The sequence below is a fragment of the Aquificaceae bacterium genome, assembly GCA_037481935.1.
In the GTDB taxonomy this organism is placed as follows: Bacteria; Aquificota; Aquificia; order Aquificales; family Aquificaceae; genus Pampinifervens.
In genome coordinates, this window is the sequence record JBBFKQ010000015.1 from 1 (window position 1) to 12403 (window position 12403).

A 12403-nucleotide genomic window follows, 5' to 3' on the forward strand; every position below is an offset into this window, starting at 1 on the left:
ATCTTAATCCTCCCTATGGGTTTTCCATGGGGAGCTTTTTTTTACCATAATTTCTTATAACTTGCAACTCGGGTTAAAATACTCTACGCCAATCAAAATGCATCCAGGCTGTTCGGTTATAGCAGAGAAGAGTTACTAACTACTGAAGACCCAATAAATTTTGTATTCTGGAAGGACAGGAAAAAAGTCCACGAAAGTATAAGAAAAAGAAGGGAAGGATACAGAGATGTTATCAGCTATAAGTTAAGGATAAACACAAAATATGGAGAGATAAAGTGGGTAAAGCTGTCCTCAACCATAGCCTCCTTTAAGGGAAAAACTGTTTCCATATTAACACTTATGGATATATCAGGAGAAGTTAAGAGGGAAAGGCTGCTCACAAAGCTCGCCACCAGAGACCAGCTCACCGGCATACTCAATAGACATGCCCTGATTCATGATTTTGAGCATCTTCTGGCACAGGCAAGAAGATACGGAACAGCTTTCTCCATTATCATCTTTGACATAGACAACTTTAAAGCTATAAATGATACCTACGGGCATCTTGTTGGGGATGAAGTTCTGAAAGAAGCAACAAGGGAGGTAAAGAAGGTCTTGAGGAAAAGCGACATTTTTGGAAGGTGGGGTGGTGAAGAGTTCCTGATACTTCTGCCCATGACATCAGAACCTTCTGCACCTGCAGAGAAGATAAGACAGACTATTGAAGGCTGTGAGCTCTGTAAGGGGTTGAAGATAACTCTGTCTCTCGGGGCAACCACTTACAGGGATGGGGACAGTATGGACAGCATGTTGGCAAGAGCAGACAGAGCCCTTTACAAGGCAAAACAGCAGGGTAAAAACAGAACTGTAGTCCTCTAAGAAAGCTCTTCTCTGAGCCTTATGTTCATATCCTCCACCTTTTCCTTCAAGGACTTCTCGTGTTCTTTCAGCTTTTCCGCAATCTCTGGATACTTTATGGATAGAATCCTTACCGCAAGGATTCCCGCATTAGCTCCGTTCCCTATACCCACGGTTGCCACGGGCACTCCTGAGGGCATCTGAACTATGGAGTAGAGGGAATCCACACCGCTCAGGTGCTTTGAGGGAACAGGCACACCTATCACGGGCAGGGTTGTCATGCTTGCGGTCATACCCGGAAGGTGTGCAGCTCCGCCTGCGCCTGCTATTATGACCTCTATACCCCTATCTCTGGCAGTCCTCGCATACTCATACATGAGCTCAGGCGTCCTGTGGGCGGACACTACCCTTACCTCGCAGGGAACATTAAAGTCTCTCAGAACCTCGTAGGCAGGCTTTAGCCATTCCCAATCTGAAATACTACCCATGATTATACCCACAAGAGGGCTCTTCATGCATATAATTTTATCCATGGAGGAAAAGCCATGAAAGACCTTATCAAAGACCTCCTGAGCATGGAAGAAAGTCTCTGGGAAAGGCGGATGAAAGTGCTGTATCAGTATCAGAGAGTGAAAGAAATGAGGGAAAAGATAGCGGAGCTTGAGAAAATTTTTGAGGAAGAGCTTGGAGTTGACTTTGAAACAGCCATGGAGTTTGTAGAAAAGTATGAAAAGAATTCAGAAGAAGTTAGTAGCTTGAGAAATACGCTGGGAGATGAGGTCTTTTATGCTTTACATATGCTTGCAGACAGAGTTAAACAGATAAGGGAGATGAAAAAAGAGGTGGATGATGTGGAAAGGGAGGTCTTTGAAATAGATGGTGAGATAGATGAAGCCTTTAAAATGCTACAGGAATACAGAAGAAAAATTCAGGAAATGCTATGAAAAGACCTGTAATGCTCATAGACCTTGACAGGTGCATAGGTTGCCTTTCCTGCGAAGTTGCCTGCAAACAGGAGAAGGGGCTTGAAAACTTTGGCATAAGGCCCATGAAGGTTTTCAGGGTTGGTGGCATTGGAGAAAGGGCTGACGCCTTTTTCCTGCCCATGAACTGCTTTCACTGCGAGCCAGCACCCTGTGTATATGCCTGCCCCACCTCCGCCATGAGGAAGAGAGAAGATGGCATAGTCTATGTGGAAGAGCTGAGATGCATAGGCTGTAAGGCTTGCATAATTGCCTGTCCCTATGGAGCCATTGCCTTCAACCCTTCAACCATGAAAGTGGAAAAGTGTGATTACTGCTACAAAAGGGTTGATGCGGGGCTTCTGCCCTCCTGCGTTTCCAAATGTGTCACCAACTGCCTCTACTTTGTGGAGATAGAAGAGGTGCCAAAGCAAAGGCACAGATCAAGAAGGATAGATTCAGAGCTCTACAGGGAACTCTTCAACTGGAAGTCAGAAGAAAAGCCTCTTGAGGTCTAAAAAAACTCCCACGAAAACACCCATGGAGAGAAAGGGTCCATAGGGCACAGCAAACTGCAGGCTTCTGTTCCTGATTATTATGGGAAGGGCATAGAGGAGGCCAAGGACTGAACCCAGAAATACCGCATACATGACACCCCATATACCAGCTACAGAGCCTATAAAAGCCATAAGCTTTACATCTCCAAAGCCAAGCCCCTCCATTTTCCTTAGCTTTGTGTAGTAAAGGTATATGAGAAGAAAGGACCCACCACCGGCAACAGCACCCATAAGACTTTCCTGCAGGCTAAAGTCCTGCCTTACAAAGGAGGTAAGAAGCCCAAAGCCAAGCCCTCCAAGGGTAAGGCTGTCGGGGAGGATAAAGGTATCCCAGTCTATGAGGCTTGCCACAAGTAGGACTGAAAAAAACACAAAGAAGATAAGGCTCAGAAGCCAGTCCTCAAATCTGTGCCTGCACAGAACCGCAAGAAGTCCAGTGGAAGATTCCACGAGAGGGTATCTGATGGATATTTTTCCACCGCAGTGCCTGCATCTACCCCTGAGGAGAAGGTAAGAGATTATAGGTATGTTGTCATACCACCTTATTCTCTGCCCACAATGGGGACAGCTGGATGGGGGTGAGACTATGGACATGCCTCTGGGCATTCTGTATACAAGCACATTGTAGAAACTGCCTAAACTTGCACCCAGTGCAAACAGAAACACATACTCTAAAAGTTGAAGTGGCTCCACTCCGGGCTAAAATTATAAGCTATGAGAAGGTTGTTTTCTGCACTGATTCTTTTATTTCTGGCATCTTGCCAGCAAAAGCCTGTGGTATCAGACTCTGAGATAAAGGACATAGTGCCAAAGAACCAGTATGCCATGCTCATAGTAGAGAGCGAGAGCTGCATATACTGTAAACAGCTTAAAAGAGACCTTCAGACAGAAAAACTTGCACGCGAGCTGGAAGGAATGGATGTCTTCAGCCTCCTGTTTGAGAGCAACGCAAGGGTCAGATACATACTGAAAGGACAGGAGCATGTTAGCACGGAGGAAGAGCTTGCAAAAGCGCTCAGAGTCAATTCCTTTCCTCAGCTCTTTTTCTTAGACCGGGAGGGCAACATAGTGCTTCATCTGCCGGGCTATCAGCCTCCCAAAACCCTTGCCTGCAGTATAAGGTTTGTAAAAGAGGGAAAATACAGAGAAACACAATATATGGATTACATGAAGGCTGAAAGATGCATCTGAGTGCCATACTCTTTGACCTGGATGGAACACTTATAGACTCCTACAGGGATATAGGTATACATCTGAACAGAACATTAAGAGACTTTAATCTACCCCAGGTGGACATAGAAAGCGTAAGGCACATGGTGGGGGGTGGAGCAAGGGAGCTACTTAAAAGGTTCTTCTCCAACGGCCTTCTGGAGGAGGCGCTGGCTGTCTTCAGAGATTACTACATGAAAGAGCCTGTAATTTACACAAAGCCCTTTGAGGGCATAGAGGAGGCTCTTTCCCGTGCAATGGACAAGAACATAAGTCTTGCGGTAGTCACCAACAAGATGGAAGCCCTTTCAAAACTTATACTGAAGGAGCTTGGGCTTTTAGATTACTTCTCGCTGGTGGTGGGTGGGGACACGCTGAGCGAGAAAAAGCCCTCTCCTCTTCCCGTGCTATACACCCTCCAGTCTCTTGGTGTTTCACCTGCGCAGGCCCTGATGGTTGGAGATACAGAGGCGGACATGACCGCCGGTAGGCTTGCAGGAGTTAAAAGAGGGCTTGCCAGGTGGGGTTATGTGAAGCTTGAAAAAGAAGTGCCTGACTTTGAGCTGGAAAAACCCACAGACCTTCTCAAGAGATTTATCTAAAAACTAACCCAGAAGGACTTCAAAAATTTTAATCCTTGCCCTGGAACCCCTCACCAGCTTTATGTTTGATTTAGAAACATTAAAGTTTTCTGCGAGGATTTCTATTATCCTTTTGTTGGCTCTGTTATCTTCTGGCGGTTCTTTTACCGCAACCTCGTATAAATCCTTTTCAACGTGTTTTATGTATTCCATCCTTGAGTTTGGCTTTGCCCTGACCCTGACTATCACTCTTCTCCTATCTCTCTGCTCGCTCTGTATTTTATCGTATATACCACCACAAAGCCATCTATACCGTGCTCTCTGGCAAGGCTCGTCTCCACATCAAGCACTTCCCCACCCTCCTGTTCAATTGTGGACAGCACCTCGTTGAGCTTCTCCGTTATTTCCCTGTCATCACCCTCAAGAGAAACCACCATGCACCTGTATGCCATAGTTAAAAGTATAACTCCTCAAGGCTGTCAAGGTTCATGTAAACCATAAAGAGCCTCTCAAGACCTATGGAACAGCCGGCGCAGGGGGGAAAGTTCCTGTAAGCCATTAAAAGCCCCTCGTCTATAGGAAGCTCTCTCCCCCTTCTGTATTCCTCCATCCTCCTTCCTATTTCCTCCGGGTCAGTCTCCTCAGTCCAGCCGTTGGCTATTTCTATACCCTTTATGTAAAGCTCAAACCGTTCAGCGTAGCCATCCACAACCTTTGCATAAGAACTCAGCCTTGCAGGAAAATGGGTTACGAATTCTGGCATATGCTCACCAAGCTTCCTCTCCACCTCTATGTATATTCTGAAGAAAAGACTCTCCCAGTCTTCCTTGTCATCAAACTCATAGCCATATGCGAGAAGGTTGTTTTTGAATATTTCCTCATCCTCAGAGAGAACTATGCCCGCATACTCCTCAAAGGCGTGCTCAAGCCTGGTAGTTTTACACTCTCTGGCTATTCCCAGAAAGTTCAGAAGCTCGCATATTTCCTGTATGAGGTAGCTGTAATCTGCGTGGAGTTTATACCATTCAAGCATGGTGAACTCTCTTTTGTTCAGCCTCCCGCACTCATGGTTCCTGAAGACCCTTGCCACCTGAAAAATATCCCTTCTTTGCTTTGAAAGGAGCTTTTTCATGGAGAACTCAGGTGAAGTCTGAAGCCAGAGCCTCCTTTCCTTTCCACACTCCACCACTTTCACCTCTACAGGTTCTACATTCAGGTCAATGTTTGGAAACTCAAGCAGTATGGGAGTATGGACTTCAAGGTATCCCCTATCTGTGAAAAACCCTCTTATCCTCTGAATAAACTCAGACCATTCCGAGAGCATTTAGAGCATTATAACATGGGGAGAGCGACGGGAGTCGAACCCGCGACCCGTGGATCCACAGTCCACTGCTCTGCCAGCTGAGCTACGCTCTCCTGCAATCTTTTTATTATAATTCCCTTAGCCCTTTCCTGCAAGATTCATTATGAGGGCTATGGCCACAGCTCCGGCCATTTCAGTCCTGAGTATGTAAGGTCTCAAGAAAAGAGGCTTAAACCCTCTATCCTTCAGAGCCTGCACTTCTTCCAGAGACAACCCGCCCTCAGGACCAACCACTACACCATAGCTCTTTCTGTTCATGTCGAGCTCCCTTATCCCGAGCTCTGCGGAAAAGTTATCAAGCACAAGGGATATCTCTTCCTTCGCTCTTAGCCCGGAGAGTTGAACAGGTCTGCCTATTTCCATGGGCGCGGGTCTTTTGCACTGCTTGAAAGATACAAGGCTCAGTCTTTTCCACCTTTCCAGCTTTTCTTCAATCAGGCCTGGCTTCTGAAAACCTCTTTTACATATAACAGGAACAAGAGACCTTGCACCCGTCTGACTTGCCCTGTCTATTACCTCTTCCATGAGCTTCAGGTCTGAAGGAACGCACTGGTAAAGGTTTACCTCAGGCTCCGGCAGAGGTATGCTTATCTCTTCCAGTGGCCTGCAGAAGGCACATCCTTTTTCAACGGACACCACAAGGCTGAGAAACAGCCTGCCTTCACAGAAGACTTCAAGCCTGTCATCTTTTTTTAGCCTCAAAGCCCTGAAGTGATTGAACTCCTGACCAGTTATGAGTAGAAGCTCTCCCTCCTTCCCTGTGCATACAAGCCTTTCCATAAGGGTAGCGGGGCAAAAGCCCCGCATAGGGTGATTACTTTACAGACTCTCTGAGCTCCTTTGCAGGCCTGAAGGTGACCACCTTTCTTGAAGGTATCTTTATCTCTGCACCTGTTCTGGGGTTGCGCCCCTTCCTCTCTGCCCTGGTCCTTACAGCAAATATGCCGAACCCTGGCACTGCCACTCTTTCACCCTTTTTGAGAGCTCCAGAGACTGCCTGAATTGCAGATCTCAGGGCGGCATCAGCCTGCTTCTTGGTAATACCTGCCCCTTTGGCTATGGCTGAAACAAGCTCAGCTTTGGTCATGGTATTCCCTCCTTACAAGGTTTTTTAGCAGTTTATAATGATATACCAAGTCAAGTCAAGATGCAAGAGGATTTTTAAGGGTTTTAAACATGAAAAGCGTAATTTTTGCCCTTCTTGCGAGCCTTGTGTGGGGGACAGCTCCCGTGCTTTTCAAACTGGGCCTGAGGGGAGAAATACCTCCTGTAACCGCCCTGGTGTTTCATAACCTCTCTGCTTTTCTGCTTGCCCTTTCAGTTACAGCATTCACAGGAATGAAGCTGAACTACCCTCTCAAAGAAGTTATGCTAGTAGCCGCTGGTGGTATAATGTCGGGCTTTCTCGGACTTCTTTTTTTCTTTAAAGCTGTAAAGGCTGGAGATGTGTCGGTGGTAGCGCCAATTGCCTCCACATCTCCTCTATGGGGTTCTCTGGTTGCCTTTCTCCTTCTCGGTGAGCCCTTCAGCTTGCTGAGGGCCTTTGGTATACTTCTGGTGGTATGTGGAATAGTTCTTATAAGTCTGTCCTCTGGCAGATAGTTCTCATTCCTCTGACAGGCTTTATGCTTTACATGCCATTTTCCAAGTATGAATTGTGGTTTTTTGCACTACCTGCCTTTATGCTCCTCCTCTGGCAGAGAAAAGGTGTCTTCTGGCTTATATCGGGCTTTATTTTCTTCTTCCTTTCCCTCAGATGTGCCAACATAGCAAGCATAGAATACGGAGGGGTAAACCCTTTCCTGTCCTACACCCTCTTTGTTCCCTTCTCTCTCTTTCTGAGCTTTTATCAGTTTTATATGCCCCTCTGGATATGCAGGAGATTTTTCAGGAATTACCTCTGGGCTCTTCCCCTTCTCTACACGGCCTTTGAGATACTGCGCTCCCATTTTCCCTATGGAGGCTTCCCATGGCTCCTTATAGGTTCACTGTCTGTCTACATACCCCTTATAAAACACAGCCTTCTTTTTATTAATGTTTACATGCAAAGTCTTCTGCTTGTCTTTACAGCCCTTCTGCTCCCTCGCAGAAAATTAAAGCCACTCATAGCCCTCTGGCTCATCATGGCTATTACTGGTCTTGTTGCACTGAAGGAGAAGGAAAACAGGATGGAGGGTGCAAGAGTCATAAGGGTTGCCCTTGTGCAGACTGGAGTGCCTCAGAAGGACAAGCTGGACACCTCAGCCTTCAGAAGGCATGCGGAGGAAATTTTAAGGCTCACAGAGGAAGCAACGGGCGCAAATGCCGACCTTGTGGTGCTTCCAGAGTCTGCCCTTCACTTCTTCTATTCGGAGGAGAGCGATGACTACAACCTTTGGCTCAGAAGGCTAAGCTTCAAGACTCCCATACTGGTAGGGCTTATAGACATAAGGGAGGGCCTCAGACCTTACAACTCCGCCTACCTTTTGAAGGGTGGCATCGCCATTGGTCATTACGACAAGATAAGGCTATTCCCCATTGGAGAATACATGCCCTTTCCCTTTGGCTTTCTGAAGGAGTTCTTCCCTGCCATAAGCGGTATTGATTACTTCCCTGGAAAAAATTTAAAGCCCTTAGAATATGGGAGTATGAAGATAGCCACACCCATATGCTTTGAGGTGGCTTACCATGACCTGGTAGAAAGGCTTTCAGAGAGGGCAAACCTTATCGTTGTGCTTACCAACGACGGCTGGTTTGAGGATTCTGATTGCACTCACCAGCACTATCTGTGGGCAAGGGTGAGGGCGCTGGAAAGGGGTAAATACATGCTTTGGGTAAACAACTCGGGAGACACGGGCATAATAGACCCCATGGGCAGGGTTCTGGAGAGGATGCCTTACATGAAAAGAGGTATAGTTCGCAGTGAGGTCCTTCTTGTTGAGTAATCTACCCAATCTCCTGTCCCTGATTAGACTGACCCTCAGCCCGCTGCTTCTGTTTATTCCACAGGAATATCTCCTTCTTCTCTTCCTTCCCCTTGCCCTTTCTGATGCTCTGGATGGCTTTTTAGCAAGGAAACTCAAGGCTCAGACGGAGCTGGGTAGAGTGCTTGACCCTTTGGCTGACAAGGTGATGCTTCTGTGCGGGCTTTTTGTCTGCACCTTTAAACTCCACCTCATACCCCAGGCACTTCTCTACGCAGTGCTCGCCAGGGATTTGTTTCTCCTCCTGGGGGGTGCCATCCTTGCGGGAAGGAATAAAAGTGTTCCTCAGGCAAGAGCTCCGGGTAAGGCCTTCACCTTTACTCTTTCGCTTTTCATACTTCTCTGTCTGGGCGGTTTTTTCTCTGAGCCTATACTCTGGGCTACCATAATCATGCTTTTTCTTTCATGGGCGGATTATTTCCTGTTTGGGCTCAGAGCCCTCAGAAGTCAAACTTCTTCCTTATCCTGACCCTGACCTCCTGAGACCTGTCTGAGTAAAGCCTTCCACCTATGGATGTATTGGGCGTAAGCTTTACATCTCCACCTGTGTAAGTCTCTCTGGGATTTCTCAGAGTGCTCTGTCTGTGCTCCACGGATATTCTCTGGCTTAAATCTTTGGAGACTGTTGCGTTCACCCCCACCTCTCCCGTAGGGGATACGGTGGGAGATACCTGGACCTTTATGTCAAGCCCTGTCATACCCCTCGCATCTTTTATAAGACCGCTGATCTGCGGTATCTGGCTTATAAGAGCTCCCCCCACCGGTATAAGACCCTCTGTCTCTGCACCTCCAAGAACAAGAGTGGTGAGCACCTCTCTCGTATCCCTCGGAGGTTCTGACCTGACTATTGCCTTTGGATACTGTGGGTTTCCCTTCAGGTCAATTATTATGCTGTAATCAGGGGTTGGCGCAGTTATGGTTAGGTCCATCTGGCTTTCTTTATTTGTAAAGGTCACCTCACCCCTTCTGACAAAAAATTCTTTTTCAAAGTATGTAAGTGCTCCTCCTTTAAAATAAGCGTTAACCACATAATCAGGTTCATAGAGACTTCCCTTTATCCTTGCCGACAGGTCAGTATAGAGAAAGCCCTCTGGGAGATTTACCCTCAAAGGTTCGGATGATGTAAGTGAGATGTCAAGCCTTACTCTTCTGTATTCTTCGGATAGTCCTCCAGCCCTTCCCCTGAGTCCCTGCAGGTTAACTACCCCAGAGGTATGGAAGTCGCCCCCTATGTTAAGACTCCTGTAGTCGGAGCTTATTTTTCCTTTTCCTGAGACAAAAAGGCTGGTTCTGAAGGTCTCTCCCCTGTAAAGAACTGGCAGTTGTGAGACTTCAAAGCTGACTTGACCAGACCTGCTATCGCCGGTAAAGCTGGCAAGAATTGAAGCCTTCTGGTTGCCCAGCAGTTTTACATAGCCTGAAAGCCTGTCCTTTGTGAAACCAAGGTCGAGCCCGCCTGACAGGGGCACTGCAAGATATCTGGACCTCAGAGTGATTGCACTGGAGGTTGCCTTGAAGTTCAGAGTATCTGTGTAGGAGAGCGTGTAAGCCACCTTACCTTCTGCATCTGCGAGCACCCTGCTCCTTATTATGGAGAAGAGACTGCCAAGGTCCAGCTCACCCTCTGAGAAGAACTTTGGACCCTCATCGTAGGAGAACTCAAACCGTCCCTTGAGAACACCGTATATGCTTCCTTTAAGTAAAAGCCTTCTGCCTCTGTATTCACCCCTCTGAAATTCCACCCTTGAGACTGCCTCCTGTCCAATGCTTATGAGGAGAGGTGCAGCATCTACGTTTCCATGTTCCCGGTTTCCGTATACTTTTATGTCTGGAACCTTGATACCGATTAGACCTTCTCTAAGAGTAAAGCCCCTCAGAAAACCTTCAAGCCTTTCCCCTTTCATGTGAAGATTGACAATGAGAGGGAAGCTGATTTCTCTGTATTTTCCCTCACCTGACAGCTCAAGGGTCAGGTCCTTTTCCTTACCACTCAGACGATAGTTGGATGCTATGGCAAGCTCCCCCTGAAGATGTTTGAGAAAGCCCTCAAAGCTGTAGGAGGCCTTTTTATAATCGTAATGACCTTTACCTCTCAGCCTTTCCTGCAGGTCAAAAGTCAAGTATACCTTTCCTCCACTCACTTTTCCCTCAAAGCTGCCTCTCTCGGAGGAAAACTGGAGTATTCTGGTGTCTTTGAGCTCACCTTTGAAATTGCCCTCTAAATCTTCGCCATTCTTTTCCATTTGAAAGGACAGTGCAGTCCAGGAGGCCAGGCTTTCCCTTGAGATGTTGCCCTCAATCCTGCCCTCCGCCAACACCTTTTCACCCCTGAGATTTAGCTTTACGCTTCCCCTCAGGGAGTCCATCTGAATACCCTCGTAGGAAAGGCTCATGTTCTCGAGGTTAAGCCTGCCGGAAAAATCTCTGTCCTTTAGAGAACCTCCTCCTGCGAGAGAATAACCCCTTCCAGTGAGGTTTACCCTGTAGCCATCCCCCTCAAGGTAAAGGTCGTAATCTGCGCTACCGGGTCTTACATCCCTAAAAATAGGGTTCTCCAGCTTACCCCTTCCGTAGCTAAAGAGCTGACCCTGCTGGATTCTCAGGGTCCCGCTGTAGGAAATGGTGGCAGACACATCCTGATGCGTGAGTCTGTATCCCAGAAGGCTGATATTTCCTGCAAAATCCTTACCAGAGAGGGCACCCTTTACAGAAAGGAAAAAGGGCTGAGCCACTAAAAGGTCAATGTTTCCCTCTGGCTCTTTTCTATAACTCATATCCATTTTAAGGCTCACACCACTTATTTCCTGACCCTCCACCTGAGCAATGGGTGAGTAAGCCTGAAGTCTCAGAAGTTCTCCCTTCAGGTCAAGGTCAATCTGGCCGCTGACAAGGGCAGACAACCGCTGGCTTATGCCAAGAAGTTTACTATCCACAGGAAAGCCTCTAAACTCCCCACGGAGAACTCTGTCTTTGAGAGAATAGTCAACATTTGCCGTGGTAAGCCCATCTGTCACAACCGTTTTCAGATTACTTTTTTCCTTCCATTTCCAGAGGTATTGTCCCTTTAGCCTGAGACCCCTGAACTCTCTCCTACCCTTTATATCAAGCCTCTCTGCAATCCCTGAAAAATCAGCACTTAAGCTGGTGTAGCTTATGTTTCCAGAAAACCTTATATCTGTTCTGCCAAGAAGGAAGTTTTTGCCTTCTATAGGCTTTATGAGCCCCTCTCCCATAAAGCTCCCCTCTCTTCCCTTCCATATCCCTCTCAGGTTAAAACTGTAGAGCCCACTTCTGACCTGGGCATCCTCCAGTATGAACCTGCTTCCTTCCGTGCGTGCTTTGTGAAGAAAAACCTCAAGGTCATGCCTGTCAGAGTGGTGCATCCAGTAGACCTGCGTCCAGCCAGTAGAAATAACCTTCCCCGCCCTCAATTCGGTTTCCGGTATAAAAAGGGTAAGACTCTCCCCGTGAAGGACATAGTTTACCGATATGTAGAGGCTATCTACCTTCAGATTGAGTCTACCTGCAAGCTCTGTAAGAGGTCCAAAGTCATAGTCAAAGGGCTTGTCAGATGGTGGGGCGGTTGAGACCTCTATCAGGCTAAACTCACCCGCCTGGAGGCTCCAGGGTCTGATAGATGCTCCAGAGACAAAGAGATGAATGGTCCTGTGCTTAAGGGGCAGGTGTATGAGAAGGCTTTTAAAGCTCAACCCCTCCTCAAAGCTCAGACTGACACCTTCCAGTTCAATCTCTATATTCCTCGCCACAAGGTAGGGCTTTATCAGAAGAAAATAAAGGGCAAGAAGTAGAAGTATGAGATAGCCAACTACACGCATCAGACCCCCTTGTTAGGTTATTATAACCCGAGTTGCAAGTTATAAGAAATTATGGTAAAAAAAAGCTCCCCATGGAAAACCCATAGGGAGGATTA

The 12403-nt window shown here is 47.1% G+C and carries 16 protein-coding genes and 1 tRNA gene; 8 read left to right on the plus strand and 9 right to left on the minus strand.

The genetic code is table 11. From position 1 onward, the window contains the following. The first annotated feature begins 78 nt into the window (after nt 1-78). Nucleotides 79-858 (plus strand): sensor domain-containing diguanylate cyclase, encoded by a 780-nt coding sequence (locus tag WHS43_09470; GenBank protein ID MEJ5339867.1) that lies wholly within the window; start codon nt 79-81, stop codon nt 856-858. Here the strand turns inward: WHS43_09470 and purE are convergent. Further along, entirely contained in the window at nt 855-1370 is a 516-nt protein-coding gene (gene purE / locus WHS43_09475; protein MEJ5339868.1) for a 5-(carboxyamino)imidazole ribonucleotide mutase, read from the minus strand. The genes WHS43_09470 and purE overlap by 4 nt on opposite strands. Nucleotides 1371-1382: 12 nt before the next feature. On the opposite strand from purE, the gene WHS43_09480 reads away from it, so the two are divergent. Continuing rightward, nucleotides 1383-1781, plus strand: a complete 399-nt coding sequence (locus WHS43_09480) for a hypothetical protein (protein ID MEJ5339869.1) — start codon at nt 1383-1385, stop codon at nt 1779-1781. Next, nucleotides 1778-2317 carry a 4Fe-4S dicluster domain-containing protein gene (locus WHS43_09485; protein ID MEJ5339870.1) on the plus strand — a complete coding sequence of 180 codons (540 nt, stop codon included), beginning with the start codon at nt 1778-1780 and terminating at the stop codon, nt 2315-2317. Before WHS43_09480 ends, WHS43_09485 begins: the two co-directional genes overlap by 4 nt. Here the strand turns inward: WHS43_09485 and WHS43_09490 are convergent. After that, nucleotides 2291-3049, minus strand: a complete 759-nt coding sequence (locus tag WHS43_09490) for a prepilin peptidase (protein MEJ5339871.1) — start codon at nt 3047-3049, stop codon at nt 2291-2293. The two genes, WHS43_09485 and WHS43_09490, sit on opposite strands and share 27 nt — an antisense overlap. Nucleotides 3050-3070: 21 nt before the next feature. Here WHS43_09490 and WHS43_09495 point away from each other — a divergent pair, with 21 nt between their 5' ends. Beyond that, nucleotides 3071-3547, plus strand: a complete 477-nt coding sequence (locus WHS43_09495) for a thioredoxin fold domain-containing protein (protein MEJ5339872.1) — start codon at nt 3071-3073, stop codon at nt 3545-3547. Next, nucleotides 3538-4167 carry an HAD-IA family hydrolase gene (locus tag WHS43_09500; GenBank protein MEJ5339873.1) on the plus strand — a complete coding sequence of 210 codons (630 nt, stop codon included), beginning with the start codon at nt 3538-3540 and terminating at the stop codon, nt 4165-4167. The genes WHS43_09495 and WHS43_09500 overlap by 10 nt, the downstream gene beginning before the upstream one ends. Before the next feature lie 3 nt (nt 4168-4170). Here WHS43_09500 and WHS43_09505 read toward each other — a convergent pair whose 3' ends face one another. The 6 genes from WHS43_09505 to WHS43_09530 form a co-directional block, all read right to left on the minus strand. Further along, nucleotides 4171-4395: a DUF167 domain-containing protein gene (locus tag WHS43_09505; protein ID MEJ5339874.1), complete on the minus strand. Its 225-nt coding sequence runs from the start codon at nt 4393-4395 to the stop codon at nt 4171-4173. Then, the gene (locus WHS43_09510) at nt 4392-4598 is read right to left on the minus strand and encodes a hypothetical protein (GenBank protein ID MEJ5339875.1); all 207 of its coding nucleotides are present in this window, start codon (nt 4596-4598) and stop codon (nt 4392-4394) included. The genes WHS43_09505 and WHS43_09510 overlap by 4 nt, the downstream gene beginning before the upstream one ends. A gap of 2 nt (nt 4599-4600) precedes the next feature. After that, nucleotides 4601-5470 (minus strand): elongation factor P--(R)-beta-lysine ligase, encoded by an 870-nt coding sequence (epmA, locus tag WHS43_09515; GenBank protein ID MEJ5339876.1) that lies wholly within the window; start codon nt 5468-5470, stop codon nt 4601-4603. A gap of 16 nt (nt 5471-5486) precedes the next feature. Continuing rightward, a tRNA-His gene (locus WHS43_09520) sits at nt 5487-5562 on the minus strand. 25 nt (nt 5563-5587) lie between these two features. Beyond that, nucleotides 5588-6289, minus strand: coding sequence for an RsmE family RNA methyltransferase (locus WHS43_09525; protein MEJ5339877.1), 702 nt, complete (start codon nt 6287-6289; stop codon nt 5588-5590). 34 nt (nt 6290-6323) lie between these two features. Beyond that, a complete protein-coding gene (locus WHS43_09530) occupies nt 6324-6596 on the minus strand; it encodes an HU family DNA-binding protein (GenBank protein ID MEJ5339878.1) in 273 nt (90 codons plus the stop codon). An 89-nt stretch (nt 6597-6685) separates the two neighbouring features. Between WHS43_09530 and WHS43_09535 the strand changes: the two genes are divergently transcribed. From WHS43_09535 to WHS43_09545, 3 genes are read left to right on the plus strand one after another with little or no spacing between them, the layout of a single operon-like run. Beyond that, complete coding sequence (locus WHS43_09535; GenBank protein MEJ5339879.1) at nt 6686-7111, plus strand: EamA family transporter; 426 nt, start codon at nt 6686-6688, stop codon at nt 7109-7111. After that, complete coding sequence (lnt, locus tag WHS43_09540) at nt 7072-8433, plus strand: apolipoprotein N-acyltransferase (protein ID MEJ5339880.1); 1362 nt, start codon at nt 7072-7074, stop codon at nt 8431-8433. The genes WHS43_09535 and lnt overlap by 40 nt, the downstream gene beginning before the upstream one ends. Then, entirely contained in the window at nt 8423-8941 is a 519-nt protein-coding gene (locus tag WHS43_09545; GenBank protein MEJ5339881.1) for a CDP-alcohol phosphatidyltransferase family protein, read from the plus strand. The genes lnt and WHS43_09545 overlap by 11 nt, the downstream gene beginning before the upstream one ends. On the opposite strand, the gene WHS43_09550 is transcribed toward WHS43_09545, so the two are convergent. Beyond that, nucleotides 8913-12308 (minus strand): translocation/assembly module TamB domain-containing protein, encoded by a 3396-nt coding sequence (locus WHS43_09550; protein ID MEJ5339882.1) that lies wholly within the window; start codon nt 12306-12308, stop codon nt 8913-8915. The two genes, WHS43_09545 and WHS43_09550, sit on opposite strands and share 29 nt — an antisense overlap. Nucleotides 12309-12403: the final 95 nt, after the last annotated feature.